Here is a 26,978-nt window from a genome sequence, read left to right as displayed (position 1 = left end):
GAGCCGACCTGAGCGGCCGACTCCCCTTTCACCAGCACCTTCACGACTCCGCGTCAGGTGCTCAATGTTGTGTTAGATGCAGTAAATCCAACCTCAGCTGCAGCCGGAGGTGGAGCCGCAGCCCTCGCAGAGGTAGCAGGAACCCGACGGACGCATCTTGGTGCCGCAGGTCATGCACAGCGGCGCGTCCGCGGCCTTGCCCAGGCGCAGCTCCAGGAGCTCGGTCGAGCTGCCCGCCCGGTTCAAGTCCTCGGACTTCTCCTTCTTCGAGTAGTCCACAGTAGAGCGCAGGGTGTCCAGGTGGACCTCGTTCGGCTGCTCGGCCGGGACCGCCTCACCGCTGACCTGCGCCTCCCGCTCATTGGCGGTGAAGATGCCCAGCTGGGCACGCTTCTCGTAGGGCAGGTAGTCCAGCGCCAGACGGCGGAACAAGTAGTCCAGCACGCTGCTGGCCATCCGGACGTCCGGGTCGTCGGTCATGCCGGCCGGCTCGAAGCGCAGGTTCTGGAACTTCGAGACGTAGAACTCCAGCGGAATGCCGTACTGCAGACCCACCGAGATCGACATCGAGAAGGCGTCCATGACACCCGCCAGGGTCGAACCCTGCTTGCCGAGCTTGACGAAGATCTCGCCCAGCCCGTCGTCCGGGTACGAACCGGCGTGCAGGTAGCCCTCGGCGCCACCCACGGTGAACGACACCGTCTGGCTCGGACGCTTCTTCGGAAGCCGCTTGCGGACCGGGCGGTACTCGATCTGCTTCTCGACCTCCTTCTCCTTCTCGGCCTTGTCGCCCTTGCCCGCCGACAGCGGCTGACCCACCTTGCAGTTGTCGCGGTAGATCGCCAGCGCCTTCAGACCCAGCTTCCAGCCCTCGAAGTAGAGCTGCTCGACCTCTTCGATGGTCGCCGACTCCGGCATGTTGACCGTCTTGGAGATCGCACCCGAGATGAACGGCTGCACCGCGGCCATCATCCGCACGTGGCCCATCGGCGCGATCGAGCGCTCGCCCATCGCGCAGTCGAAGACCTCGTAGTGCTCCGGGCGCAGACCCGGCGCGTCGACCACGTGGCCGTTCTCGGCGATGAACTCGACGATCGCCTCGATCTGCTCGTCCTGGTAACCCAGCGCCTTCAGCGCCCGCGGCACCGTCTGGTTGACGATCTGCATCGAGCCGCCGCCGACCAGCTTCTTGAACTTGACCAGCGCCAGGTCCGGCTCGATGCCGGTCGTGTCGCAGTCCATCATCAGGCCGATGGTCCCGGTCGGGGCCAGCACGGAGGCCTGCGCGTTGCGCCAGCCGTTGCGGGCACCGATCTCCAGGCCCTCCTGCCACACCTTCGTCGCCAGCTTGTGCACGGCGGCGTCGTTCTGGTGGTAGGTGCGGACCAGGTCGTTGGCCGCGGCGTGCTTGCGCATGACGCGCTGGTGCGCCTCGGCGTTGCGGGCGTAGCCCTCGTACGGGCCGACCACACCGGCCAGCTCGGCCGACCGCTTGTAGGCGGTACCGGTCATCAGCGAGGTGATCGCCGCCGCCAGAGCCCGGCCGCCGTCCGAGTCGTAGGCGTGACCGGTGGCCATCAGCAGCGCACCCAGGTTGGCGTAGCCGATGCCCAGCTGGCGGAACTTGCGGGTGGTGGTGCCGATCGGCTCGGTCGGGAAGTCCGCGAAGCAGATCGAGATGTCCATCGCGGTGATGACGAACTCGACGGCCTTCTCGAACAGGTCCGCGTCGAAGGTCAGGTCATCGCGCAGGAACTTGAGCAGGTTCAGCGACGCCAGGTTGCAGCTGGAGTTGTCCAGGTGCATGTACTCCGAGCACGGGTTGGACGCGGTGATCCGACCGGTCTCCGGCGAGGTGTGCCAGTCGTTGATCGTGTCGTCGTACTGGATGCCCGGGTCGGCGCAACCCCAAGCGGCCTTGGCCATCTTGTGGAACAGGGCGCGGGCCTGCACCGAGTCCAGCACCTCACCGGAGGTGCGGGCGCGCAGCCCGAACTGGCCGTCGCTCTCCACCGCGCGCATGAACTCGTCGGAGACGCGCACCGAGTTGTTCGCGTTCTGGTACTGCACCGAGTTGGAGTCGGCGCCACCGAGGTCCATGTCGAACCCGGCGTCGCGCAGCGCGCGGATCTTGTGCTCCTCGCGCGACTTGGTCTCGATGAACTCCTCGATGTCCGGGTGGTCGACGTCCAGCACGACCATCTTCGCCGCACGGCGGGTCGCGCCACCGGACTTGATGGTGCCCGCCGAGGCGTCCGCACCGCGCATGAACGAAACCGGACCGGACGCGGTGCCGCCCGAGGACAGCAGCTCGCGGGAGGAACGGATGCGGGACAGGTTCAGGCCGGCGCCGGAACCGCCCTTGAAGATCAGGCCCTCTTCCTTGTACCAGTCGAGGATCGACTCCATCGTGTCGTCGACGGAGAGGATGAAGCAGGCGGACACCTGCTGGCGCGAGCTGGTGCCGACGTTGAACCACACCGGGGAGTTGAAGCTGAACACCTGGTGCAGCAGCATCCAGGTCAGCTCGTGCTCGAAGATCTCCGCGTCGGCGTCGGTGGCGAAGTAGTCGTACTCGACACCGGCGGCGACGTAGGTCTTGACGACCCGGTCGATGAGCTGCCGGAGGCTGCTCTCCCGCTCCTCGGAACCCATCGCACCGCGGAAGTACTTGCTGGTGACGATGTTGACCGCGTTGAGCGACCAGAAGTCGGGGAACTCGACACCGCGCTGTTCGAAGTTGACCGACCCGTCCCGCCAGTTGGTCATCACCACATCGCGGTGCTCCCACTTGACCTCGTCGTAGGGGTGCACCCCCTCGGTGGTGTAGACGCGCTGCACCCGGATGCCCTCGCGGGCACCTGCTGCCGACTCCCCCGCTGCGCCGGCCGGGCTACCGACGGTCTCTGTCATGACCTGACCCTCTTCCTTGTCACTCACTCGTCGTGCTTGGTCGGCCCCGTCCGGGCTACCCGTCCGGTTCGGTCGTGGCTGTTCACTCAGCGGCGTCCCCGGTTGGGACTCCGGCTGATGTCTTGCGTTTCCGGCCTGGCGGCGAACCGCGCGCCGGCGCGCCTTACTCACTGCTGTTCTCCGCACCGCTCTGCGCGGCCTCGCGGGCCGCTCGCAGCTCGGCGATCTCCTTCTCGAAGTCCTCCACCGAGGAGTACGCCTGGTACACGCTCGCGAAGCGCAGGTAGGCGACCTCGTCCAGCTCGCGCAGCGGCCCGAGGATCGCCAAACCGACCTCGTGGCTGGGCAGCTCGGACACGCCGAGCGACCGGACGGTCTCCTCCACCTGGTGCGCGAGCTGCTGCAGCGCGTCTTCCTCGACCGGACGCCCCTGGCACGCGCGGCGCACGCCGCGCACGACCTTCTCCCGGCTGAAGGGCTCGGTGACACCGGAGCGCTTGACCACCGACAGCACCAGTTCCTCGATGGTCGTGAAGCGCCGACCGCACGTCGAGCACGATCGCCTGCGCCGGATCGCCTGACCTTCCTCGACCTCGCGCGAATCGACGACCCTGGAGTCCTCCCCGCGGCAGAATGGGCACCGCACCGGCACTCACCCCCTTCCCCAGTTCGCCGCCACCTGCCTCACGGCAGTCGACGACCACTCACGCTCCGTGGGTGCGCGAACACCTTACAAGCCCAACCTGTGGACTAAACACACGGACGTAACTACTAGATGTTGTGGTCAACTCTAAACCGCGCCGGGAGCGCGATGCAAACCAGGAACGGCCTTCTGCGTGCCGCGTCCACCCCCCTCGCACACCGCGCTTGAAAACCGGCAGGTCGCCGCATGGAGCACCCGGACACGAGACCCCGGCCACTCCGTCAAGTGGATCAATCGGACACCGGAACCACTAGCAGTCGACCAGCCTCGACGGCGGTCGTGTCCAACCCGTTCAGCTCCACGATCCGAGTGACCACGGCCCGCGGGTCGCCAGCCGGGGCCACCTGGTCGGCTATCCCCCACAGAGTGTCACCGGCGCGTACCTCGACCAGGGTGGTACCACCCGCCATCAGCGCGTCGCGGAACCCGAAGAGGCCCACCAGCATGACAATGAGGAAAGTGAAGATCGCCACCGAGGTCAGCCAAATCCATTCGCCGCTCCGGCGCGCCCGGTCGTACGCGTCCGCAGCTGGCTGCGCCGCGCGCGACGCGACCCGGCAAGCTGCCTGCACCTCTCCGTCGCGCGGCCGGATCACTACGACCGGATCAGTCGTCCTCCGCCGGGCGGCCGACCGCCGCTCGACCTGGCGCGTCCGCCCCGCCGCATCGATGAACGTGGTCATGCCGCCTCCCGCACCGCGAACCAAGATCGAATAAATGTTCGATCGAACCTGCGTGCGATTGTGTACCAAGAGTGCCCCGAAGCGCGATATCTGGGGTCAAAATTAACTCGAACAGGTGTTTGATCTCTACGTTTCGCGCGTCTACTGTGGAAACCGGGCGTTCCGAACGCCCCCGCGATCAACACCGCAGTTCACCCACATGGACAGGAGGCAGCGGTGGCGAGCAATGCGACCGGCTCGATCAAGGGCCAGGTACAAGACATCAAGGACTCCCAGGCCGAGGTGCACGCCCTGCCCGAGCAGCCCAGCGGAGTCGAAGAACTCAGCGAACGCCAGCTGCGGGTGCTGGACGCCATCCGCAAGTGGATGCGCGAGCACGGCTATCCGCCAAGCGTGCGCGAGATCGGTGATGCCGTCGGCCTCACCTCGACCTCGTCTGTCGCCTACCAGCTCCGCGTGCTGGAGCGGAAGGGCTACCTGCGCCGGGATCCGCACCGTCCGCGCACGGTCGGCGTGCTGGTCGGCGGCGAGTTGGAGCTGGAGGGTTCCGGGCAGGCCAAGCCCGCCTACGTGCCGGTGGTGGGACGCATCGCGGCCGGTGGTCCGATCCTGGCCGAGGAGTCGATCGAGGACGTCTTCCCGCTGCCGAAGGAAATCGTCGGCGACGGAACGCTGTTCCTGCTCAAGGTCGTCGGCGATTCCATGGTGGACCTCGCCATCACCGACGGTGACTGGGTCGCCGTGCGCCAGCAGCCGGACGCCGAGAACGGCGACGTCGTGGCCGCGATGATCGACGGCGAGGCGACGGTGAAGACCTTCAAGCGCACCGACGAGCACGTCTGGCTACTGCCCCACAACGCCGCCTACGAGCCAATCCTGGGCGACGACGCGGCGATCCTCGGCAAGGTAGTCGCAGTTTTGCGTCGTCTCTGAGACGACCGTTCTAGAGGTTCTTCCTGCGGGGCCGAGCAACGTTGATACCCGGGTCTGGTGATACCCGGGTCAGCGCTTGCGGCGCAGTCGGCCCGTGCGGAAGACAGACAGCCCGGCCAGCACAGCGGCGAACAGCAGTGCTGGCCGGTTGAAGCGCCGGTCCTGCTCGGCTTGACCGACGGACTGACGGATTCGGCCCGTCGTCTGGTCAGGACTACCGACGCGCAGAAATGGTGACGCCGAGGCGGTGCCCGACGTCACCAGCAGCAGTGCAACCGCAGTTCTCAGCCCTTGCCGGTGAAGGGCTCCAGCGCGCTGGCCAGGTCGGATCGGACCTTGGCTTGCAGACTGGTGCCGTCCGGGGTGTGCTCCTCAGCGACGACCTCGCCCTCGGCGTGCACGCGCGCGACCAGTTCGCCGCGGGTGTAAGGCACGAGCGCGGAGACGAAGACGTCCGGGCGGGGCAGCAGTTCGGCGATGGCCTCGCGCAGCTCCTCCACGCCCGCGCCGCTGTGCGCGGAGACGAACATCGCGCCCGGCAGCAACCGTCGCAGCTCTGCCATGCGCGTCTCATCCACCGAGTCGATCTTGTTCACCACCAGCAGCTCCCGCGGCATCTCCGACTCGTGCTCGTCGCCGATCTCGCTGAGCACCTCGCGCACCGCGGCGACCTGCTCGTGCGGCGACCCCTCGGAGCCGTCCACGACGTGCACCAGCAGATCCGCGCCGCCGACCTCCTCCAGCGTGGAGCGGAACGCCTCGACCAGCTGGTGCGGCAGGTGGCGCACGAAACCGACGGTGTCTGTCAGCGTGTAAGCGCGACCGTCCGGAGTGGCGGCCCGGCGGGTGGTGGGGTCCAGGGTGGCGAACAGCGCGTCCTCCACCAGCACGCCCGCGCCGGTTAGCGCGTTGAGCAAGCTGGACTTGCCCGCGTTGGTGTAGCCGGCGATGGCCACGCTCGGCACCTCGTTGGCCTCCCGGCGGCCCCGCTTGGTACCGCGCACCGTGCTCATCGCGGCCAGGTCCTTGCGGAGCTTGCTTATGCGCTTGTGGATACGCCGCCGATCGGTCTCCAGCTTGGTCTCACCAGGACCACGGGTACCGACACCGCCGTTGGCCCCGGCGCGGCCACCTGCCTGCCGGGACATCGTCTCGCCCCAACCGCGCAGGCGCGGCAGGAAGTACTGGAGCTGGGCGAGCTCGACCTGCGCCTTGCCCTCCTTGGAGCGGGCGTGCTGGGCGAAGATGTCCAGGATCAGCGCGGTCCGGTCGACCACCTTGACCTTGAGCTTCTCCTCCAGCTGACGCAGCTGGCCGGGCGAGAGCTCACCGTCGCAGATCACGGTGTCCGCACCGGTCGCCACGACGATGTCGCGGAGCTCGAGCACCTTGCCGGAACCGACGTAGGTGCCGGGGTCCGGGCGGTCGCGGCGCTGGATGATGCCCTCCAGCACCTCCGAGCCGGCCGTTTCGGCCAGTCGGGCCAGCTCCTCGAGCGAGGCGTCGGCGTGCGCGGCGTCGCCATCGGTCCAGACACCGACCAGCACCACGCGCTCCAGGCGGAGTTGGCGGTATTCGACCTCGGTGATGTCCGCGAGCTCGGTGGACAACCCCGCGATCCGCCGCAGCGACGCGCGCTCGTCGCGTTCCATTTCGCCCGTGGACGGATCTGCGGACGGAGCGGATTCGTATTCGTCGGCTTCGATCACGTCGTGGTCGAGTTCGGCGGACCAGGTCAAAGAATTTTTCATATCAACACCATTGTCCCACGGTCCGCGACTGATTTTCACGCCTCGAACTGGCGGTGACCCGTTTGCACCCGTGTGAGGCCACCAACAGCCGAACCGTTACGCGTTCTGCCACCAGGTCGGGTCGAGGTGCCCGCGGGCGATCAGGACGGCCGGCCCAGTGAGCGTGGCAGTCGTCGGGGTGACCTCCACCTCGACGGTGCCACCGGGGATGTGCACGACTCGACGCCCGGTGTCCGCACCGGACGCACGCAGCGCCGCGACGGCCGCTGCGACGGTGCCGGTACCGCAGGAGCGGGTTTCGCCCACTCCACGCTCGTAGACCCGCATCTGCACGTGGTCGCCGTCCAGCGGCCGGACGAACTCGATGTTCGTGCCGTTCGGGAACAGGTCGGGGTCGTGCGGCGGCCGAGTCTTCAGGTCCAGGCCTTCCAGCTCGACGTCGCTCACGCAGGCCAGGTGGGGGTTGCCGACGTCGACGGCAACCCCGGTGAAGGTGCGGCCGGAAGCGTTGGTGGTGGACTCGCCGAAGATCTTCGCCGCGCCCATGTGGATGGTGACGTGCCCGTCCTCGCGGATCCGGACCGGTCGCACGCCCGCGCGGGTGCCGACCGGCAGCTCACCTTCAGCGGCCAGCCCGGCATCGACCAGGTAGCGGGCGAACACCCGCACGCCGTTGCCGCACATCTCGGCGATCGAGCCGTCGGCGTTGCGGTAGTCCATGAACCACACGTCCGCCGGGACGTCGGCGGGGGCGTCCGGCAGCGCGCCGGCACGGACCACTCGCAGCACGCCGTCCGCGCCCAGCCCGCGGCGGCGGTCGCACAGCGCCTGCACCCGCTCCTCGGTCAGCTCCAACGCGCCGTCCGGGTCGGGCAGGATGACGAAATCGTTCTGGGTGCCGTGGCCCTTGATGAACTCGGGCCCCTGAGAAGTGCGCACGAGGCAAGTCTACGGAGCGAGTGCGGCCTGGACATCGGCGACCAGCGCCGGGTCGGCGGCGTCGAACCAGCGGGTCCGGAGGTCGCGGCGGAACCAGGAACGCTGCCGCCGGACGAAGCGGCGGGTGAGCTTGGCGGTCTCGGCCGCGGCCTCCGCCATGTCCTCCGCGCCGTCAAGTTCGGCGAGAACCTGCTGGTAGCCGAGGGCGCGGCTGGCGGTGCGCCCCTCGCGCAGCCCGACCTTCTCCAGGCTGCGGACCTCGTCTACCAGTCCCGCGTCGAACATGCGGGTGACGCGCAGGTCGACGCGCTCGTCGAGGGCCTCGACCGGGCGGTCCAGGCCCAGCAGCACCGCGCCGTAACGCGGCGGCCCGGGCTTCGGCAGGTTCGCCGAGAACGGCTTGCCGGTGATCTCGATGACTTCGAGCGCACGCACGATGCGCCGCCCGTTGCTGGTCAGGATCGCCGCGGCGGCCGCCGGGTCCAGCTCCTCCAGCCGTCGGTGCAAGGCCGCGGGGCCGACCTGCGCGAGCTCCGCTTCGAACTTGCTGCGGACCTCCGGGTCGGTGCCGGGGAAGGTCAGGTCGTCGATCACGGCCTGCACGTAGAGCCCGGAGCCGCCGACCAGGATCGGCGTGCGGTTGCGGGCGAGTACGTCCTCGACGACGCCGCGCGCCTGCCGCTGGTAGGCCGCGACCGACGCAGTCTCGGTGACGACGAGGACGTCGAGCAGGTGATGCGGAACGCCCTGGCGCTCGGCCTCGGTGAGCTTGGCGGTGCCGATGTCCATCCCCTGGTAGAGCTGCATCGCGTCCGCGTTGATCACTTCACCGCCAAGCTCCTGGGCGAGCTCCACGGCCAGATCCGACTTGCCGGTAGCGGTGGGACCGACGATCGCCACCAGGTGGGGAAGGCACTGCACCCCTCGACCTTAGTTCCTGCCCCCGGCCTACCGGATCCCCACCACTCCCCTGCCGCGAGGCGTCAATTTCAGGGTGACGGCGGCGGGTTCAGGGCTGCCGGGTCCAGGTTGCGACGTGGTAGGTGACTCCGTATGGCGTTGCCGAGTAGAGGAGCTCGCCTCGCCAGGTTCCGCCGCTGGCGGCCACGACTCCCGGCAGCACCTGGAGCGCCGCGCGGCCTTCGACACCGAGTTCGGCGCACAGCTCCGGGTCCAGCGCCCGGAGCCGGTCGGTGCCGACATCGGCCAACGCAGTGCGGATCTGCTCGTCGAGCTGCCCGGCTCGCTCGTCCGGCAGGTACGGCGAGCGCTCGTCGGAGCAGTTCGTGCCATCCGCCAGGACCAGCAGGCCAACGGCTTCCTCCGCCAACGACTCACCGAGCCGCTGGCTCTCTTCCGCCGGAGTGTCCGGGGAGAGCAGGTGCACCGATGCAGAGCTGGCACCTGCCTGTTCGCGCAGCAGACCGGTGATCAGCGCGGGGAGCGGGAACTCCGGGTCCGCGGGCGCGGTGCCGCCCAACGTCACCGGGACATCGACGCCGAACCCCGAGAAGGTTCCGGCTGAGTCCGGGCCCAGCACGAGCGGGCCGGATCGATCTGCGGCAACGGCCACCCATTCGGTTGCACATTCAGTCAGACTGGACACGGCGCGCGAACAGGCGCCCCGCAAACGCTCGGTTTCCGCGTCGGCGCGCACGGTCAGCGCGGGGGCGAGCAACGGCGGGTACGGCACCACAGCGACACAGGCGATCACATCTGTGCACGGTAGAGGCACTGGCGAATGGCACGGAGCGGGGAGCCGCGAGCGGCTTCGACGTCGGCTTGTCCACCCCTGCCCTCTGCAACCGAACAGGTGCTTGAAGACAATGAAGCCGTGCAGGTCACAAGATCGCTGCGGACGCCGCGCGCGGAGGTTCGCCGTTGCTCCGGCGCGTCAATTCCGCGACGGAGTACCGATTCGCGCCTTGACCTGTTTGAATGCGCCAGCGGAGGACGGACCGCCGATGGGTTCGGGTCACCGCTTGCTGGGCCCCGATGGTTCGGGGCGCCCGTGCCAAGCACGGGCATCGGAGCGGGCACGCAAGGAGGAAGCCGGCCATGACGCACCAGGACACGACCCCCGAGCCGGTCGCCAAGAAGGCGACCGAGGACTCGATCACCGGCACCACCGGGTCAACCACGGCCGCGCCCGCGGTACCGACCGCGTCCAGCGATCCCACCAAGTGGGGTTGGGTGGACGCCGACGGCACGGTCTACGTCCGCACCGCCGACGGGGAGCGGGCGATCGGCTCCTGGCAGGCCGGTGACGCCGCCGAGGGCTTGGCCCTCTACGCGCGCAAGTTCGACGACCTGCTCACCGAGGTCGAGCTGCTTGAGACCCGGCTGCGCACCCACGCCGGCGACCCGAAGCACACCCTGACCAACGCCAAGCACCTGCACGAGTCGCTGGCCGATGCTCACGTGATCGGTGACCTGACGGCGCTCAACGCCCGGATCGAACACCTGCTGGAGCGCGCCGAGCAGGCCGTCGAAGGCGCCAAGCACGAGAAGGAGCAGGCCCGAGCGGACGCCATCGCGCGCAAGGAAGCGCTGGTCGCCGAGGCCGAGGAGATCGCCGCCGAGGCCACGCACTGGAAGAGCGCGGGCGACCGGCTGCGTCAGATCCTCGAGGAGTGGAAGAAGGTCCGCGGCGTCGACCGCAAGACCGACGAGCAGCTGTGGCGGCGGTTCTCCAAGGCGCGCGACGCGTTCAGCCGCCGCCGGGGTTCGCACTTCGCCGAGCTGGACCGGCAGCGCGCGGCGTCCAAGGCCCACAAGCAGGAACTCGTCGAGGAAGCGGAGGCGCTGACCGAGTCCAGCGACTGGGGTGACACCGCGAACCGCTACAAGCAGCTGATGGCCGAGTGGAAGGCCGCTGGGCGGGCACCGAAGGACAGCGACGAGGCGTTGTGGCAGCGGTTCCGCGCCGCGCAGGACCGGTTCTTCAGCCGCCGCTCGGAGGCGTTCTCCGAGCGCGACGCCGAGTTCGCCGAGAACGCGAAGCTGAAGGAAGAGCTGCTCGTCGAGGCCGAGCAGATCGATGCGTCCGCAGACCTCAAGGCCGCCCAGGCGCACCTGCACCGCATCCAGGAGCGTTGGGACGGGATCGGCAAGGTGCCGCGGGAGCGGATGCGCGAGCTGGAAGGCCGTCTGCGGACCGTGGGCGACAAGGTCCGCTCCGCCGCGGACACGCAGTGGCGGCGCACCGACCCCGAGGCGCAGGCCCGGGTCGACCAGTTCCGCGAGCGGGTCGAGCAGTTCGAGGCGCAGGCCGAGAAGGCGCGCGCCGCGGGCGACGAGCGCCGCGCGAAGAAGGCGCAGGAGCAGGCCGACCAGTGGCGGGAGTGGCTGGCGGCCGCGGAGCAGGCGATCGCCAGCCGGTAGCCCCGTGGGCTCGCGCCGTCACGCGGACGGCGCGAGCAGCCTCTCCTTCAGCACCGCCAGGTCCGCGTCGGTGCAGCCACCGGCTCGTAGGTGGGCTTCGACGTCGAACCCGTCGAGCGCCGCGTGCACCACTTCGCGCTTGGTGGTGCCGCGCTCGGCGAGGACTTCGCTGATCACCGGCTCCTGGTCCGGTCGACCGAGCCGCTCGAACATCGGCCGCAACCGCTCGTCGCTGAGACCGTGGTCAGCGACGATCTCGTCGGCCGCCACCCCGGCGAAGGCAAGCAGCACCAGCGCGATGATCCCGGTTCGGTCGCGACCAGCGGCGCAGTGCACGATCACGCCGCCCGGTTCGGCGTGCGCGATGGACTTGACGACCTTCGCAGTGCGCTCCGGGAACCGGTCCAGGAACGGCCGGAGGTACAGCGGGGTGCCCTGCAGGCCCTTGCCCCAGTAGTCCCAGAACTCGGTGTCGTGCACCGGATCCAGCGGAATCTTGAGGTTGGTCAGACCGGCCGGTCGCGGCGCGAGGTCAGCGCGCTCCTCACCCTCGTCGGTCAGATCGACGACGGTGCGGACGCCGTGCTCCCACACCCGCGTCCAGCCGTTCTCCGTCAGAAACGACAAACCCGCCGAGCGCACGACCGCGCCCCGACGCACCTGCTGTCCGTCACCTGCGGGCAGGCCGCCCAGGTCGCGAACGTTGTAGCCGCCGTCCCAGTGAAGATCTCTCGACATGCCCGTGGGACGTCCGAAGCACCGGACCAGTTGTTGCGCTCACCCGATCGGCCGAAGAACCTGTTTTGAACTCGTTTTGCGTGGCGGTGCGGGTAGCGGAACCTCAGCGTCCGCCTGGTCTGCGCATGCCAAATACACGGCAGTGGGGCCGTCCCCGCCAGGCGAACGCTGAGAACCCGCGGCGGTGCAAGCTGCGAGGGTGGACTATGCGCCTTCGGCGCTTCAAAGGCAAAGGATCAAAAACGGGCACAAGTGAGGGGCACCTTCGACCAGCGGTCGAAGGTGCCCCTCATTCGGAGACGGTTCAGTCCTCCTGCGTCCAGATGGTCTTGATCCACTGGACTGTCAGGACGGCCATGCAGACCATCGCGAGGATCAGGCCGATCGCAGGGCCGTGCTGGCCGCTGGTCTGGCGAGACCAGATCGCGATCATGCCTTCGAAGGTCACCACCGCTCCGGCCAGGCCCGCCGCGAAGGCGAACACCCAGCGGCGGGTGATCAGCGCCAGCGAGCCGAAACCCAGGCCGACGACCGTGGAGTTGACCGCGAACAGCCACGGCAGCAGGCCAATCTTGAGCTCCGGGTCCGCCTGACCGGTCAGCACCTGCCAGCCCGCAGCGTCACCTGCCCACGGCAGCAGCGAGGAGACGACCAGCACCAGCATCACCGAGGCGATCACCAGTGCTCGGGCGCCCGGGTCGATGCGGCGCAGCAGGTCTCGGCCGATCTTGGCTTCGCTCATCGTCACGTCCTGAACTTGGGTCAACACGCACATCCCTGTTCCGCGGCCGGCTTCGCGGCCGGTGCTCCGAAGGAGGGCAGGCCGAGCGTGACGCCCGAGGTCTTCGGCCGCACACCCTCCTCCCAGTGGTCACCGGCCCTGGTCCGCCGGTGCGAGCTGATGTCGGCGTCGGCGACCAGGTGGTGCGGGGCGGCGCGGGTGATGGTGGTGTGCACGACGTCGCCGGGCCGGATCTCGCGGTCGAGGGCACCGGTCGGCGTGAAGTGCACCAGCCGCCCGTCGCGGGCCCGACCGGACAGCCGGTGGGTTTCCGCGTCCTTGCGGCCCTCACCCTCGGCGACCAGCAGCTCCACCGGACGGCCGACGAGCTTCTTGTTCTCGTCCCAGGAGATCTCGTTCTGCAGCTCGACCAGCCGGTCGTAGCGCTGCTGGACGACCTCCTTGGGCAGCTGGTCGGGCAGGTCCGCCGCGGGGGTGCCGGGCCGCTTGGAGTACTGGAAGGTGAACGCGCTGGAGAACCGCGCCTGCCGGACGACCTCCATCGTCGCCTCGAAGTCCTCCTCGGTCTCACCCGGGAAGCCGACGATGATGTCGGTGGTGATCGCCGCGTCCGGCATCGCCTCGCGCACGTTGCGCAGGATGTTCAGGTACCGCTCGGAGCGGTAGGAACGGCGCATCGCCTTGAGGATCCGGTCGGAGCCCGACTGCAGCGGCATGTGCAGCTGCGGGCACACGTTCGGCGTCTCGGCCATCGCCTCGATCACGTCGTCGGTGAAGTCGCGCGGGTGCGGCGAGGTGAAGCGGACCCGCTCCAGGCCCTCGATCTCCCCGCAGGAGCGCAGCAGCTTGCTGAACGCGAAGCGGTCGCCGAATTCGACACCGTAGGCGTTGACGTTCTGCCCCAGCAGCGTCACCTCGAGAACGCCCTCGGACACCAGTGCCTGCACCTCGGCCAGGATCTCGCCGGGACGGCGGTCCTTCTCCTTGCCGCGCAGCGCGGGCACGATGCAGAACGTGCAGGTGTTGTTGCAGCCGACCGAGACCGACACCCAGCCGGCGTAGGCCGATTCGCGGCGCGCGGGCAGCGTCGACGGGAAGACGTCGAGCGCCTCGAGGATCTCGACCTCGGCCTCTTCGTTGTGCCGGGCGCGCTCGAGCAGAGTCGGCAGCGACCCGAGGTTGTGGGTGCCGAAGACGACGTCCACCCACGGGGCGCGCTTGACGATCGTGTCGCGGTCCTTCTGCGCCAGGCAACCACCGACCGCGATCTGCATGTTCGGGTTGCGGTCCTTGGCCGGGCGCATGTGGCCGAGCGTGCCGTAGAGGCGGTTGTCCGCGTTCTCCCGCACCGCGCAGGTGTTGAACACGACCACGTCGGCGTCGCCCGAACCGGCGCGCTCGTACCCGGCGTCCTCCAACATGCCCGCGAGCCGCTCCGAATCGTGCACGTTCATCTGGCAGCCGAAGGTGCGGATCTCGTACGTCCTCGTGCTCACCGTTCCACGGTAGCGCCTGGTCATGTCGCGGATTCACCCGCCCGGCGCGCAAGTCGATCGCGATTCAGCTACCGACCGTCATCGATCACCCACGCGAAGCAACTGCGGAGCGTAACCTACTTGCAACCTGTCAAGGCTTCTTCTATCTGGACTATCCCCCCGTAGGGGCTTAAGTTTCGGCCAACGAAATCCACTCTGACGCGTTCAGGAGTTTGAATGACCGCAGCTTCCAAGGACGTTCCGATGATCCGGATGTCCGCGGTCGACAAGTACTTCGGTTCCTTGCACGTGCTGCGGGAGATCGACCTGGAAGTCCCACGCGGGCAGGTCGTGGTGGTCCTCGGGCCATCCGGGTCGGGCAAGTCGACGTTGTGCCGCGCGATCAACCGGCTGGAGCCGATCAACTCCGGCGGCATCGAGATCGACGGCGTCGCGCTGCCCTCCGAGGGCCGGGCGCTGGCCGAACTGCGCGCCGACGTCGGCATGGTGTTCCAGCAGTTCAACCTCTTCGCGCACAAGACCATCCTGGAGAACGTCACGCTCGGACCGGTCAAGGTCCGCAAGCAGAGCAAGGACGAGGCCCGGGAAACCGCGCTGCAGCTGCTGGAACGGGTCGGCATTGCGAACCAGGCCGACAAGTACCCGGCGCAGCTCTCCGGTGGTCAGCAGCAGCGCGTGGCGATCGCCCGAGCGCTCGCGATGAAGCCGAAGGTGATGCTCTTCGACGAGCCCACCTCGGCGCTGGACCCGGAGATGGTCAACGAGGTGCTCGACGTCATGACCGACCTCGCCGCCGAGGGCATGACCATGGTCGTCGTCACCCACGAGATGGGCTTCGCCCGCCGGGCCGCGCACCGGGTGCTGTTCATGGCCGACGGCGAGGTGGTCGAGGACGCCAAGCCCGACGCGTTCTTCGACTCCCCCAAGAGCGACCGCGCCAAGGACTTCCTCGGCAAGATCCTCACCCACTGAGTGCCCACCTGCGGAGAAAGGCAGACAATGCGAGCCAAGAAAATGCGGTTGGTGACCGTGCTGGCCGCCTCGCTGGCGCTGGCCCTGACCGGCTGCGGTCGTGAGGGCTCCCCCGGCGGTGGCGACCAGCAGGTCAACCAGGACGTCGCGCAGAACGTGCAGGTCCAGGGATCGCCGACGTTCGACCGGATGAAGCAGAAGGGCCGCGTCACGATCGGCGTCAAGGAGGACCAGCCGGGTCTGGGCTTCCGCGACCCGGTCACCAACGAGTACTCCGGCTTCGACATCGAGATCGCCCGGCACATCGCCGCGCAGCTGGGTTTCGACCCGAACACCCAGATCGACTACAAGCCGATCCCGTCGACCGCGCGCGAGCAGGCGATCTCCACCGGTGAGGTCGACTACTACGTCGGCACCTACACGATCAACGACAAGCGCAAGGAGCAGGTCGGCTTCGCCGGGCCGTACTACATGGCCGGTCAGGACCTGCTGGTTCGCGCGGACAACACCGACATCACCGGCAAGGACTCGCTCAAGGGCAAGAAGGTCTGCTCGGCGACCGGATCGACCCCGATCCAGAAGGTCAAGAGCGAGGGCCTGACCGAGCCGCAGAACATCGTCGAGTTCCAGCGCTACTCCGAGTGCGTGCAGCAGCTGCTCGACGGCCAGATCGACGCGGTCACCACGGATGACGCCATCCTGAAGGGCTACGCGGCCCAGGACCCGGACAAGGTCAAGGTCGTCGGCAAGCCGTTCTCCGAAGAGCCCTACGGCGTCGGCATGTCCCGCGACGACAACGCCCTGCGCGGGAAGGTCAACGACATCCTGGAGCAGGCGGCCAACGGCGGCGAGTGGAAGCGCATCTACGACGCGACCCTCGGCAAGTCCGGCAGCACCGCCGAACCGCCCAAGGTGGACCGCTACTGATCCGTCATCGGATGCCCAGGGCGCCACAAGTGCCCTGGGCATCCGATTCCTCCTGGAGTACTCATTGTTCGACATCTTGGTGGAGTACGGCGACGTCCTCGCCAGGGGATTCCTCCGCACCATCGAGCTCTTCCTGCTGTCCGCAGTGGGCTCGTTGGTGCTGGGCACGATCCTGGCCACGATGCGGGTCAGCCCGATCCCGGCACTGCGGGCGGTCGGCACCGGCTACGTGACGTTGCTGCGAAACACACCGCTGACGTTGGTGTTCTTCTTCTTCGTCTTCGCCTACCCCAAGCTCGAGCTGGTTCAGTTCCCGTTCTTCACCGCCGCGATCATCGCGCTGACCATCTACACGTCGGCCTTCGTCTGCGAGGTGCTGCGAGCAGGGATCAACACCGTTCCGGTCGGACAGGCCGAGGCGGCGCGCTCCATCGGCCTCGGCTTCGGCCAGTCGCTGACCAACGTGATCCTGCCGCAGGCGTTCCGGGCCACGGTTCCGCCGCTGGTCAGCGTGCTGATCGCGCTGCTGAAGAACACCACGGTCGCGGCCGGGTTCAGCGTGAACGAGATCGGCTCGGTCATCCCGTTCCTCAACGAGCAGGGTGAGCCGACGCTGAACGCGTTCGTGTGGATCGCCGTCGGGTTCCTGATCCTGGTGATCCCGCTGACCCTGGTGCAGCGCAGCTTCGAGAAACGGTGGAGCGTGGCCCGATGAGCAGCGTCCTGTTCGACACCCCCGGTCCGCGCGCCCGCGCGCGGAACCGGCTGATCAGCATCATCAGCACGATCGTGGTGCTGGGCCTGCTGGGTTACGTGGTGCTGCGCTTCTACGCCACCGGCCAATTCGACGCCAGCAAGTGGGAGTGGCTGCTCTACGAGCAGATCCAGATCGAGCTGTTCGGCGCCCTGTGGAACACCGTCCGCGCGTTCCTCATGGGTGCGCTGCTCGCCCTGGTCTTCGGCGCGGTGTTCGCACTCGGCCGGCTCTCCGACCACTCCTGGATCCGGGTGCCGTGCGGGATCATCGTGGAGCTGTTCCGCGCGATCCCACTGGTCGTCCTGATCTTCTTCCTGTACTACGCGGCGCCGACGTTGGGCGTGAACTTCGGCCAGTACTGGTCGGTCGTGCTCGGCCTGACCCTGTACAACGGTTCGGTGCTGGCCGAGACGTTCCGGGCCGGTGTGGCTGCTCTGCCCAAGGGCCAGACCGAGGCCGCGTACTCCATCGGCATGCGCAAGAACCAGGTCATGCGGACCGTGGTGCTGCCGCAGGCGGTACGCATGATGCTGCCGGCGATCATCAGCCAGCTAGTGGTGCTGCTCAAGGACAGCGCGCTCGGCTTCCTGATCACCTACCAGGAGCTGCTGTACTACGCGCGCTACCTCGGCGGCATCCCGACGCTGGACCGGCCGATCATCCCGGTCAGCCTGGTGGTGGCAGCTATCTACATCTCGATGTGCCTGCTGCTGACGTGGTTCGCCACCTATCTGGACCGGCGCAACCGCCGCACGAAGAAGACCAGGCAACTGGCTCCGACGGCCAAGCCGCTCGCGGAAACCACCGCGGGCGACTGACCAAAGCCACGCTGAAGAGCACCTCCGACCGCACCGGTCGGAGGTGCTCTTTTTTGCGGTCACTTGCTGGCGAGGAGCTTCGCGCGGACTTCGGCCGGCGCGGTGGGATCGGTGCCGCGCCAGGAGATCACGTCGTCGGGGCGGATCAGGAGCCCTTCGCCCGGTGCCAGGAAGTCGGCGTCCAACCGGTGAGCCGGAATGCCGTTGGGCGCCCAGCGCTGCGGATCGTCGGCCACCGCGAGCGCCCATCCCGGACCAGCGAGGTCCAAAGTGGACAGCGTCCGCCCGGGGCCGAGCCAGTGGTGGGGGATGCGGGTGGCGACCCGCCCGGCCGGGGCGAACTCGGTGACCGGCTCGACCTCGCCGCCCTCGTCCGGGCCACCCGCGAACGCCCCGGCCGGGTACTGGAACCCACCAGCTGCCAGCACGAACGGGTCGGCCAGCGTCGGATCCGGCGTGGTCGTCACACCCCTTCGCCGACTCGACTGATCGGCGGCGAACCACCCGGCCGGGCGCCGCTCGGTGTCGTAGCTGTCCAGCAGCGCGGGCGCGGCCGCACCGGACAGCACTGCGGCGAGCTTCCAGCCGAGGTTGTGCGCGTCGTCGATGCCGGTGTTCGCGCCGAGCGCGGCGAACGGCGGCATCACGTGGGCGGCATCCCCCACCAGGTGCACCCGCCCGCCCGAATAGCGGTCGGCGACCAGCATCTCCGGCTGCCAGGGCAGGACGCTGCGGACTTCGAGATCCGGCGCTGGCACACCGAGCACGGTGCGCAGCAGCGCGGGCCAATCCCGTTCGACCTCGGCGCCTCCGGCCATGAACACCCACCGGAACCGTCCGTCGACCGCAGCCAGCGCACCCGGTGCGTCCGGATGCTCGAGCTGGCAGAGGTTGAACTCCCGGCCGCGGACCACCTCGGACAGATCGGCGTGGAAGTAGACGTTGACGTTGGGCCCGCCAATGGCACCGCGGCCGGAACGGCTGATCCCCAACGCGGAGCGCATCGGACTGCGCGCACCATCAGCCGCGACGACGAAAGCCGCGCGGAGTTGGCCGTTCCGCCCCGTCCGACGATCACGCAGCTCGGCGAGCACACCGTCGGTGTCCTGCGCGAACGAGGTCAGCTCGGCGTGGAACCGCACTCGCACCCCGGCGTCCTCGGCCGCCTGCCGCAGGACCGGCTCCAGCACGTCTTGAGCGACCAGGCACGGCAGTTCCGGACTGGCCTCGATCGGCTCGTCGTCCGGGCCGGAGGGCCGCCACAGCGGTAGCTGCCGAGCTTCGGCGAGCGTGCGCCCGGTGGCCATGTGGTCGTGTTCGGCGAGGTCGCGCGCGGCCTCGCGGACCGTCGCGGCGAGCCCGAGCGCACGGAAGATCTCCAGGCTGCGCATGTGGAACCGGCGGGCTTTGGGTTGCGGCGAGGTCGTCGCGCGCTTCTCCACCAGCGTCACGTCGACGCCGTGGTGGCGCAGGACGAGGGCGGTCGTCAAACCGACCAGGCCGCCACCCACCACCAGCACCTGAGATTCGAGTGTACGTTGTACATTCACGGTGTACGTTGTACACGCGGGTTACCATCCGGGGCAAATGAACGCTGCTAAACCAACGGGCGGCCTGGTCTGGTTCGACGAACCCCCGCCCCCACCAGCCACCGACCAGCTCAGCCGCGAGCGAGTCGTCGCCGCCGCGATCGCCCTCGCCGACGAGAGCTCGTCGGGCGAGGTCACGATGCGGGCGATCGCGAGCCGGCTCGGCTCGCGCAGCCCGATGGCGCTGTACCGCTACGTCGGCAGCAAGGACGGGTTGACCGACCTGATGGTCGACGAGGTCTACGGCGAGATCACCGTGCCACCGCCCGGCGACTGGCGGACCTGCCTGCGCGCGATGGGCTTGTCCGCGTGGGCCGCGGTGCAACGGCACCCGTGGTTCGCGCGGCTGGCCTTCAGCCGCCCACCGCTCGGCCCGAACGCATTGCGCCTCTACGACTCCGCGCTCGCCGCCGTCGACGAGCTCGGCCTGGAGGCTGCCGGCCGCATCGGCTTCATCAACACCGTGCTCGGGCAGGTCTTCGGCTCCGGGCTGGCGTTGCTGGAAGAACTCGCCATGCGCCAGCGGACCGGGCTCGCCTCCGACACCGAGCTCGAAGAGGCCGCGCGTCCCTACCTGGAGCGGATCAAGGCGGACGGCGACTACCCGCACTACATCCGCTGGTTGAACGAACCCGATCCGATGGCCGAGGTGGTGACCTTCGAGCAGCAACTGGAGTGGCAGCTCGACGGCCTGCAACGGCTCGCCGAAACTCGGCGCGGCAGCTGACCCGCCGAGTCAGCGGGTGAGCCACTCGCGATAGGTGGTCTTGGCGATGGCGGCGTCCTCGTCGGCGATGAGGGCGTTGCCCGGTACCGCTGCGAACATGCCGGCGGTGTTGTCGGTGACGACCATGCGGTGGTCACCGTGGGCGGCGAGGGTGATCTTGCCCAGCTCGTCGAGGGTGAAGATCTCGGGTCCGGCGATGTTGCGAGTGCCCTGCAACGGCTCGCCCAGGCTGACGTCGGCCACGGCCTGGGCGACCTCGGCCGCTGCGATGGGCTGGACGAGCGTGGCTGGCAGGCGGACGGTGTTCTCGTCGGCGTCCTCGGTCAGCACCGCGGCGAGGAACTCGAAGAACTGGGTGGCGCGGACGATCGAGTGCGGCACGGAGCTGGCCTTGAGGAGGTCCTCCTGCAGCACCTTGGCGCGGTAGTAGACCAGGCCCGGCACCCGATCGGCGCCCACGATGGAGAGCACGACCGCGTGGCCGACGCCGGCGGCTTCGGCGGCCGCCAGCAGGTTGTCCATGGTCTGCTGGAAGAACGCGGGCGAGGCTTCGTCGAAGGTCGGCGAGTTCGTCAGGTTGACGACGACGTCGACCCCCTCCACCGCCTCGCGCAGGCCTTGCCCGCTGAGCAGATCCAGACCGGTGGACAGCGAGTGCGGCACCGCCTCGTGCCCGGCCGCGATCAGGATCTCGACCACCTGCGATCCGATGAGCCCCGTCCCTCCCATGACAGCGATCTTCATCTCTTCGGCCTTTCTCGTGCGACGTCATGCGACTGGTTCCGTGCGATAGATGTCGGTTGCGTCGGGCACCGCGGAGATTCCCAGCTCTCCCGCCACGGTCGACATCGCCTGGGCCGCGACGGACGGGTCGTGGCGGCCGTCGGTGGTGAAGTACGGGGCGACGTAGCGCTCGTAGTACCGGCAGGCCTGCGTCTCGGTGAGGCTCGGGACGAGGGCGTTGACGTATCGGGCGGCCAGATCCGGTTCGTCGTGGATCGTGCGCAAGGCACGTCGGTTGGCCCGCACGAGAGCCAGCACTGCTGGATCGTCCGGCGCTGTGCGGGTGCGGTCCACGGCGACGCCGACCGTGGGGATCTTGAAGTGGTCCCCGACGAAGGCCAGCAGCCGCAGGCCGTTCTCGCGGACCGCGACCTCGGGCGCCAGGGTGCTGCCGACGAACGCCGCGTCCAGCGAGCCTTCGGCAAGCAGCCGGAGATGGCGGCCGTAGTCACCTGGTGCCATGAGGACCGGCTTGACGTCGTGGTCGGGATCGAGCCCGTGCCTCCTGAGCACGATGCGGGAGAAGCACCCAGGCGCTGTCTTCGGCGGATGGATGCCGATCCGGCAGCCCTTCAGCGCTTCAACCGACGCGTGAGCATCGCGGGCGAGCAGCCAGAACAGCGGCCACTGGGTGTTGACGCACAGCACCGTCCACGGAACACCGTGGGTGATGCGCGACACCACTGCTCGGCCCAGTCCGATCGTGGCGGTCCGCCGGATCCGTTCGTCGTCCCAGGCGCGCCCGTCGCGCAGGGCGACGTGGACCTCCTCCTGCTCGTAGTAGTTCTCCTGGTCGGCGACGTGGGCGACCAGTTCCTCGTGGATTCCCAGTCCGACGTAGGTCAGGTCGATCGTGCGCACGGCGTTGCCTCCTCGGGACGCGTCAGTCCATGGCCAGTCCACCGTTGACCGGCGCGGTGGTACCCGTGATGAATCCGCTGTCGTCCCCGGCGTAGAAGGCGACGGCCCGGGCTACGTCCTCCGGTGAGGCGATGCGACCGAGTGCCGTCTGGGCTGCTTGGCGCTGCTCGAGTTCCTGGCTCAAGGCGGCGTCGGCGATCGCGGTCTCGCCCACCGGACCCGGTGCCACCACGTTGACGGTGATCCCGCGAGGTCCCAACTCCTGCGCGACGAAGCGGGCGAACTGGCTCAGGGCTGCCTTCGCGGTTCCGAGCGCGATCATGCCCTCACGCGGCCGCCGGCTCAACACGGTGCCGAGGTAGACGATCCGCCCGTAACCGCCCTCCGCCATGCCGGGGACGACCGCCTTCGTCATCAGGAAAGCCGCTCGCATCTCCTGTTCCAGCTTGCCGCCCAGTTCGTCCCACGAGATCTCGTCGAACGATTTGATGGCGTACGGGATCAGGGCGTTGTGGACCAGGACCTCCACCCCGCCCATGGCGGCCCGGACCCGCTCGACCATGCCAAGCACGTCGGATTCGTCTCGGACGTCGGCCTGCACGGCCATCGCGCGGCCGCCGGTGGATCTGATCGACGCGACCACGTCGTGCGCCTCGTCGCGGCTGCTGCGGTAGTTGACGACGACCCCCATGCCCCGGGACGCCAGCAACCGGGCCACGGCCTCGCCGATCCCCCTGCTCGCGCCCGTGATGAGGGCGACCCGTTGTTGAACGTTCGCCATGCCAGCCTCCGGGGAGTTCTGACCGAGCCCACCGACCAGTGCAGCTTTCGCGGGGTGGCCGCGGAAAGGGGCGGATGTCCTGAACAGCGCACGAGAAAGCCCCGGAGCTCGGTGGCTCGGGGCTTTCTCGACTGGGCTCGGTCAGTGCGCTGCGGGTGTCGGCTCTCGGCCTGGTTCCTCAGCGGTGTGTTCCGACTGCTCCGCGGTCGGAGGCGTGCGGATGAACAAGGACGTGATGAACGCCAGCACGCCGATTCCCGCAGCGACGATGAACGCCGTGCGCAGGCCCGCCGCGTCCGGGATGCCGGATGGGGTGCTGCTGGCCAGGGCGGACACGGTGACGAACACCGCCGTGCCGAACGCGCCCGCGACCTGCTGGAGCGTCGCCATGATCGCGCTGCCGTGCGAGTAGAGGTGATCGGGCAGCGCGCTCAGCGACGCGGTCATCAGAGGGGTCATCATCAGCCCGAGACCGGCCATGAGCACCACGTGGATCGCGATGACCGCGGCCAGCGGCGAGTTCGGCCCGAGGGTGGCGAACAGGCACAGCGAAACCGCCATGGCCAGCGCACCCGGGATCACCAGCGGTCGCGCACCGACCCGGTCGAACAACCGGCCCACCGGACGCCCGAGCAGACCCATGACCAGACCACCCGGCAGCACTGCCAAGCCGCTGGCGAACGTCGTCTGGTGCAGGACGGTCTGCAGGTACAGCGGCAGCAGGATCGCCCCGGCCCCCAGCAGGCACATGAACAGCAGAGCGCTCAGCAGCAAGGCGGTTCCGAAGGACCGGTTGGCCAACGGGCGCAGGTCCAGCAAAGCGCGGTCCTGGCGCTGCAAGCGGATCTGCCGCGCCGCGAAGGTGGCCAGCGCGACCGCGCCGATCGCGACCGGGATCCACGGTGGCAGCTGCTGCAGCCCGCCGGATTCACCGACCAGCGACAGGCCGTAGAGCAGACCGCTGAAGCCCACGGCCGACAGCAGCACCGAGCGCAGGTCCAGCGGCACCGCCCGCGTCTCGCTGTCCAACCGCATCCAGACCGCGCCGATGGCCAGCGCGATCAGCGCTAGCGGCAGCACGATCCAGAACATCCAGCGCCAGCTCAGCTGGTTCAGCACCGCGCCACCGATCGTCGGGCCGATCGCCGGCGCCACGGCGATGACGATGGTGATCGTGCCCATCGTCGCGCCGCGCTTGTCGGCCGGGACCAGGCGCATCACCGAGGTCATCAGCAGCGGCACCATCACCGCCGTTCCGCACGCCTGCACGACGCGGCCCGCCAGCAGCACCTCGAACCCCGGCGCGACCGCGCTGATCAGAGTGCCGGCGCTGAACAGCGACTGCGCGGTCAGGAAGATCTGGCGCGGGGTGAAGCGCTCCAGCAGAAAACCGGTGGTGGGGATGACCACCGCCATCGTCAGCAGGAATCCGCTGGTCAGCCACTGCACGGTCGTGGTGCTGACCTCCAGGTCGACCGTGAGATCGCGCAGCGCAACGCTCAGGATCGTCTCGTTGAGGATCATCACGAACGCAGAGGCGACCAGCACACCTATCAGCACTGGCGCCCGCGGTGGTGTGGTGCCGCGGGCGACGTCCGCAGTTGCGGAATCGGTCATGGTCAGGTTGCTCCTCGCGAGTAATCGGTCGGTTCGACCGGCGCAGCCCGAGTCGGGCCACCACGTCGTCGAACGCGACGCAGGGTTCGAGTCTGCGGATCAGCCGCGCAATCGGCATCTGTTTTTTCGCCGGGAGCAGGCGAACTCACTGCGCGGCGCAGGCGATCAGGAGCCGGGTCGGGCTTGGATCCCGGCTGCGCCGAGGGTCTTGTCGTAGGCGCGCTGCCAGGATCCGTCGGCGACCGCGGCGTCGAGCATGCGCTGCAGCTCCTCGGCCAGCAACCGGTCGTCGGACTTGATCACCAGGTTCCGCTCGGTGTCGGTGATCGCGTACGGCCCGACCTTCGCCAGCTGCGGATCATCGGCCTCGCCACCGAGCAGCAGGTCGACGTCACCGGACAGCACCGCGTCCCGCAGCTGCGTCGTGGGCAGCCGCCGGAACTGCACGTCGGTTGGCTCCAGGCCGATGCGGTGGGCCAGGTCGCGCGCGATCTCCGCGTCGAAGCCCTGGTAGTCACCGGTCTGGTCGCGGCTGAGGAAGGCCGGTGGGGCGTCGACGCGGACGCCGACCCGCACCTTCCGGCGCTGCTGGATCTTGACCAGGGTCGGCGAGGTGGACAGCTCCACCGAAGTGCCGTCCGACGACACCGGCGGCGCGACGGACGTGGCCGGGGCGGGAGGCAGCCGGTTCTGCGCGACCTCCGGATCCTGACCGCAGCCCGTCAGCACGGCGCTCAAGCACACCAGCGCGAGCACGCGAATCCGCATCACCACTCCTCCCACTCACCACAGCTATCAGATGATCGCGCACCGGTCTGACAGAACGGGGATGGTTTGCCGGTAAACTGGATCGATTGTGAAATCCAGAACACACCCGTTAGTGTGATGGCAGTCATGTGGCGCCAGCGTTGCCGCCCGGTTTCGAGGTCACTTCCGGAGGCGATCCATGGCGCAGTCCGCGCAGCATGTCGTCCAACAGGTCACCGAGCGCATCGTCGAGCGCAGCGCCCCGAGCCGCACCGCGTACCTGGAGCGCATCCGCGCTGCAGCCGCCGTCGGACCGGCACGCACCGAACTGCCGTGCAGCAACCTCGCGCACGGGTTCGCCGCTTGCAGCGGCGCCGACCGGCTCGCGGTGCGCGGTGCGACGAAGCCCGGTGTGGCGATCGTGTCGGCCTACAACGACATGCTCTCCGCGCACCAGCCCTACGCCGAGTTCCCTGCCTGGATCAAGGACGCGGTGCGCGAGGCCGGTGGCGTCGCGCAGTTCGCCGGCGGGGTGCCCGCGATGTGCGACGGGATCACCCAGGGCCGCACCGGCATGGAGCTGTCGTTGTTCTCCCGCGACGTGATCGCGATGGCCACCGGCGTTGCGCTGTCCCACGAGATGTTCGACGGCGCTCTGCTGCTCGGGGTGTGCGACAAGATCGTGCCGGGGCTGCTGATCGGCGCGCTGGCCTTCGGACACCTCCCGACCGTGCTGGTGCCCGCCGGGCCGATGCCTTCCGGACTGCCGAACCGGGAGAAGAGCCGCATCCGGCAGCTGTTCGCGGAGGGCAAGGCCAGCCGCGAGAACCTGCTGGAAGCCGAGTCCGCGTCCTACCACTCCCCCGGCACCTGCACCTTCTACGGCACCGCGAACTCCAACCAGCTGGTCGTGGAAGTGATGGGCCTGCACCTGCCGGGATCGAGCTTCGTGCCGCCGGGCACCCCGCTGCGCAAGGCGCTGACCGAGGAGGCCGCGCGGCGCGTGGTTGGGCTGGACGCGCCGATCGGCGAGATCGTGGACGAGCGCGCCATCGTCAACGGCGTGGTCGCGCTGCTGGCCACCGGCGGCTCCACCAACCACACGCTGCACCTGGTCGCCATCGCCGCGGCCGCCGGCATCGAGCTGAGCTGGGACGACTTCTCCGACCTGTCGGCCGTCGTGCCGTCGCTGGCGAAGGTGTACCCGAACGGCTCGGCCGACATCAACCACTTCGCAGCTGCGGGCGGGGTGCAGACGCTGGTCGGCGAGCTGCTGGATGCGGGGCTGCTGCACGCCGACGTCAAGACCGTCGCCGGGCCGGGCCTGGACCGCTACCGGCAGCAACCGTTCCTCGAGGACGGCGAGCTGGTGTGGCGCGATGCGCCGCGCAAGAGCCTGGACCCGGACGTGCTGCGCGGTGTCGACGACCCGTTCGCGCCGGACGGCGGGCTGCGGGTGCTGGAGGGCAACCTGGGGCGCTCGGTGATCAAGGTGTCCGCGGTCAGCGCCGAGCACCGCGCGGTCACTGCCCCGGCGCGGGTTTTCGACGACCAGCACGAGTTCACCGCCGCGTTCCAGAACGACGAGCTGGACCACGACGTCGTGGTGGTGATCCGCAACCAAGGTCCGCAGGCCAACGGCATGCCCGAGCTGCACGGACTCACCCCGGCGCTGGGCGTGCTGATGGACCGCGGCCATCAGATCGCGCTGGTCACCGACGGCCGCATGTCCGGCGCTTCCGGCAAGATCCCGGCGGCGATCCAGCTGACCCCGGAGGCCAGCGCGGGAGGTCCGCTGGCGCGGGTGCGCGACGGCGACGTGGTCCGCCTCGACGCCGACCGCGGAACGCTGGAACTGCTCGTGCCCGACGACGAACTGGCCTCCCGGGCACCCGCTCCCTCAGCCGACCGCGCACCGTTCGGCACCGGCCGCGAGCTGTTCTCGGCTTTCCGCCAGGCGGTCGGCCGGGCCGACCGAGGTGCGAGCGTCTTCACACAGCTGCAACCCCACCCCACCGAGGTGCCAGCATGAGTCGTGAGTGCGTAACGGTCTTCGAGCACTGTTACGCACTCACGACCCCACCCCCACAAACCCAGGTTGCGCCCCTGGGCGCCAA

25 protein-coding genes are annotated in these 26,978 nt (G+C 68.8%); 8 read left to right on the top strand and 17 right to left on the bottom strand.

Going from position 1 to position 26,978, the window contains the following annotated elements:
- Positions 1-93: 93 nt before the first annotated feature.
- From ACWCO2_RS14720 to ACWCO2_RS14710, 3 genes are all read right to left on the bottom strand, one after another.
- Positions 94-2,913 carry a vitamin B12-dependent ribonucleotide reductase gene (locus tag ACWCO2_RS14720; RefSeq protein WP_450128248.1) on the bottom strand — a complete coding sequence of 940 codons (2,820 nt, stop codon included), beginning with the start codon at positions 2,911-2,913 and terminating at the stop codon, positions 94-96.
- A gap of 163 nt (positions 2,914-3,076) precedes the next feature.
- Entirely contained in the window at positions 3,077-3,559 is a 483-nt protein-coding gene (nrdR, locus tag ACWCO2_RS14715) for a transcriptional regulator NrdR (protein ID WP_450128247.1), read from the bottom strand.
- A 287-nt stretch (positions 3,560-3,846) separates the two neighbouring features.
- Positions 3,847-4,299: a LysM peptidoglycan-binding domain-containing protein gene (locus ACWCO2_RS14710; RefSeq protein ID WP_450128246.1), complete on the bottom strand. Its 453-nt coding sequence runs from the start codon at positions 4,297-4,299 to the stop codon at positions 3,847-3,849.
- 216 nt (positions 4,300-4,515) lie between these two features.
- Between ACWCO2_RS14710 and lexA the strand changes: the two genes are divergently transcribed.
- Complete coding sequence (lexA, locus tag ACWCO2_RS14705; RefSeq protein WP_450128245.1) at positions 4,516-5,232, top strand: transcriptional repressor LexA; 717 nt, start codon at positions 4,516-4,518, stop codon at positions 5,230-5,232.
- Positions 5,233-5,301: 69 nt separating this feature from the next.
- Here lexA and ACWCO2_RS14700 read toward each other — a convergent pair whose 3' ends face one another.
- The 5 genes from ACWCO2_RS14700 to ACWCO2_RS14680 all read right to left on the bottom strand — a co-directional run bounded on the left by ACWCO2_RS14700 (position 5,302) and on the right by ACWCO2_RS14680 (position 9,636).
- On the bottom strand, positions 5,302-5,493 hold the full coding sequence (locus ACWCO2_RS14700; protein WP_450128244.1) for a hypothetical protein: 192 nt from the start codon (positions 5,491-5,493) through the stop codon (positions 5,302-5,304).
- A 23-nt stretch (positions 5,494-5,516) separates the two neighbouring features.
- Complete coding sequence (gene hflX, locus ACWCO2_RS14695; protein WP_450128330.1) at positions 5,517-6,884, bottom strand: GTPase HflX; 1,368 nt, start codon at positions 6,882-6,884, stop codon at positions 5,517-5,519.
- Between the two features lie 195 nt (positions 6,885-7,079).
- On the bottom strand, positions 7,080-7,922 hold the full coding sequence (dapF, locus tag ACWCO2_RS14690; RefSeq protein ID WP_450128243.1) for a diaminopimelate epimerase: 843 nt from the start codon (positions 7,920-7,922) through the stop codon (positions 7,080-7,082).
- A gap of 9 nt (positions 7,923-7,931) precedes the next feature.
- Positions 7,932-8,843: a tRNA (adenosine(37)-N6)-dimethylallyltransferase MiaA gene (gene miaA / locus ACWCO2_RS14685; protein ID WP_450128242.1), complete on the bottom strand. Its 912-nt coding sequence runs from the start codon at positions 8,841-8,843 to the stop codon at positions 7,932-7,934.
- Between the two features lie 88 nt (positions 8,844-8,931).
- A complete protein-coding gene (locus ACWCO2_RS14680) occupies positions 8,932-9,636 on the bottom strand; it encodes a hypothetical protein (RefSeq protein WP_450128241.1) in 705 nt (234 codons plus the stop codon).
- 344 nt (positions 9,637-9,980) lie between these two features.
- Between ACWCO2_RS14680 and ACWCO2_RS14675 the strand changes: the two genes are divergently transcribed.
- A complete protein-coding gene (locus ACWCO2_RS14675) occupies positions 9,981-11,306 on the top strand; it encodes a DUF349 domain-containing protein (RefSeq protein ID WP_450128240.1) in 1,326 nt (441 codons plus the stop codon).
- Positions 11,307-11,324: 18 nt separating this feature from the next.
- Here ACWCO2_RS14675 and ACWCO2_RS14670 read toward each other — a convergent pair whose 3' ends face one another.
- The 3 genes from ACWCO2_RS14670 to miaB form a co-directional block, all read right to left on the bottom strand.
- Positions 11,325-12,044: a tyrosine-protein phosphatase gene (locus ACWCO2_RS14670; protein WP_450128239.1), complete on the bottom strand. Its 720-nt coding sequence runs from the start codon at positions 12,042-12,044 to the stop codon at positions 11,325-11,327.
- Between the two features lie 304 nt (positions 12,045-12,348).
- Positions 12,349-12,786 (bottom strand): Rv2732c family membrane protein, encoded by a 438-nt coding sequence (locus tag ACWCO2_RS14665; RefSeq protein ID WP_450128238.1) that lies wholly within the window; start codon positions 12,784-12,786, stop codon positions 12,349-12,351.
- 20 nt (positions 12,787-12,806) lie between these two features.
- The gene (gene miaB / locus ACWCO2_RS14660; RefSeq protein ID WP_450128237.1) at positions 12,807-14,306 is read right to left on the bottom strand and encodes a tRNA (N6-isopentenyl adenosine(37)-C2)-methylthiotransferase MiaB; all 1,500 of its coding nucleotides are present in this window, start codon (positions 14,304-14,306) and stop codon (positions 12,807-12,809) included.
- A gap of 219 nt (positions 14,307-14,525) precedes the next feature.
- Here miaB and ACWCO2_RS14655 point away from each other — a divergent pair, with 219 nt between their 5' ends.
- The 4 genes from ACWCO2_RS14655 to ACWCO2_RS14640 all read left to right on the top strand — a co-directional run bounded on the left by ACWCO2_RS14655 (position 14,526) and on the right by ACWCO2_RS14640 (position 17,756).
- Complete coding sequence (locus ACWCO2_RS14655; protein WP_450128329.1) at positions 14,526-15,254, top strand: amino acid ABC transporter ATP-binding protein; 729 nt, start codon at positions 14,526-14,528, stop codon at positions 15,252-15,254.
- Positions 15,255-15,281: 27 nt separating this feature from the next.
- Entirely contained in the window at positions 15,282-16,181 is a 900-nt protein-coding gene (locus ACWCO2_RS14650) for a glutamate ABC transporter substrate-binding protein (protein ID WP_450128236.1), read from the top strand.
- 64 nt (positions 16,182-16,245) lie between these two features.
- Positions 16,246-16,896 carry an amino acid ABC transporter permease gene (locus ACWCO2_RS14645; protein WP_450128235.1) on the top strand — a complete coding sequence of 217 codons (651 nt, stop codon included), beginning with the start codon at positions 16,246-16,248 and terminating at the stop codon, positions 16,894-16,896.
- Entirely contained in the window at positions 16,893-17,756 is an 864-nt protein-coding gene (locus ACWCO2_RS14640) for an amino acid ABC transporter permease (RefSeq protein WP_450128234.1), read from the top strand. The genes ACWCO2_RS14645 and ACWCO2_RS14640 overlap by 4 nt, the downstream gene beginning before the upstream one ends.
- Before the next feature lie 59 nt (positions 17,757-17,815).
- On the opposite strand, the gene ACWCO2_RS14635 is transcribed toward ACWCO2_RS14640, so the two are convergent.
- Positions 17,816-19,276 (bottom strand): FAD-dependent oxidoreductase, encoded by a 1,461-nt coding sequence (locus ACWCO2_RS14635; RefSeq protein ID WP_450128233.1) that lies wholly within the window; start codon positions 19,274-19,276, stop codon positions 17,816-17,818.
- A 67-nt stretch (positions 19,277-19,343) separates the two neighbouring features.
- On the opposite strand from ACWCO2_RS14635, the gene ACWCO2_RS14630 reads away from it, so the two are divergent.
- Complete coding sequence (locus ACWCO2_RS14630; RefSeq protein ID WP_450128232.1) at positions 19,344-20,072, top strand: TetR/AcrR family transcriptional regulator C-terminal domain-containing protein; 729 nt, start codon at positions 19,344-19,346, stop codon at positions 20,070-20,072.
- 9 nt (positions 20,073-20,081) lie between these two features.
- On the opposite strand, the gene ACWCO2_RS14625 is transcribed toward ACWCO2_RS14630, so the two are convergent.
- The 5 genes from ACWCO2_RS14625 to ACWCO2_RS14605 form a co-directional block, all read right to left on the bottom strand.
- Entirely contained in the window at positions 20,082-20,816 is a 735-nt protein-coding gene (locus ACWCO2_RS14625) for an SDR family oxidoreductase (RefSeq protein ID WP_450128231.1), read from the bottom strand.
- 24 nt (positions 20,817-20,840) lie between these two features.
- Positions 20,841-21,716, bottom strand: coding sequence for an ABC transporter substrate-binding protein (locus ACWCO2_RS14620; protein WP_450128230.1), 876 nt, complete (start codon positions 21,714-21,716; stop codon positions 20,841-20,843).
- A 22-nt stretch (positions 21,717-21,738) separates the two neighbouring features.
- A complete protein-coding gene (locus ACWCO2_RS14615) occupies positions 21,739-22,497 on the bottom strand; it encodes an SDR family NAD(P)-dependent oxidoreductase (protein ID WP_450128229.1) in 759 nt (252 codons plus the stop codon).
- Between the two features lie 141 nt (positions 22,498-22,638).
- On the bottom strand, positions 22,639-24,114 hold the full coding sequence (locus tag ACWCO2_RS14610) for a DHA2 family efflux MFS transporter permease subunit (RefSeq protein ID WP_450128228.1): 1,476 nt from the start codon (positions 24,112-24,114) through the stop codon (positions 22,639-22,641).
- Between the two features lie 165 nt (positions 24,115-24,279).
- Positions 24,280-24,882 carry a transporter substrate-binding domain-containing protein gene (locus tag ACWCO2_RS14605; protein WP_450128227.1) on the bottom strand — a complete coding sequence of 201 codons (603 nt, stop codon included), beginning with the start codon at positions 24,880-24,882 and terminating at the stop codon, positions 24,280-24,282.
- A 178-nt stretch (positions 24,883-25,060) separates the two neighbouring features.
- Here ACWCO2_RS14605 and edd point away from each other — a divergent pair, with 178 nt between their 5' ends.
- Positions 25,061-26,893 carry a phosphogluconate dehydratase gene (edd, locus tag ACWCO2_RS14600; protein ID WP_450128226.1) on the top strand — a complete coding sequence of 611 codons (1,833 nt, stop codon included), beginning with the start codon at positions 25,061-25,063 and terminating at the stop codon, positions 26,891-26,893.
- Positions 26,894-26,978: the final 85 nt, after the last annotated feature.

The sequence above is a fragment of the Saccharopolyspora sp. NPDC002376 genome, assembly GCF_053593195.1.
This window is presented reverse-complemented; position numbering and strand designations above follow the sequence as displayed.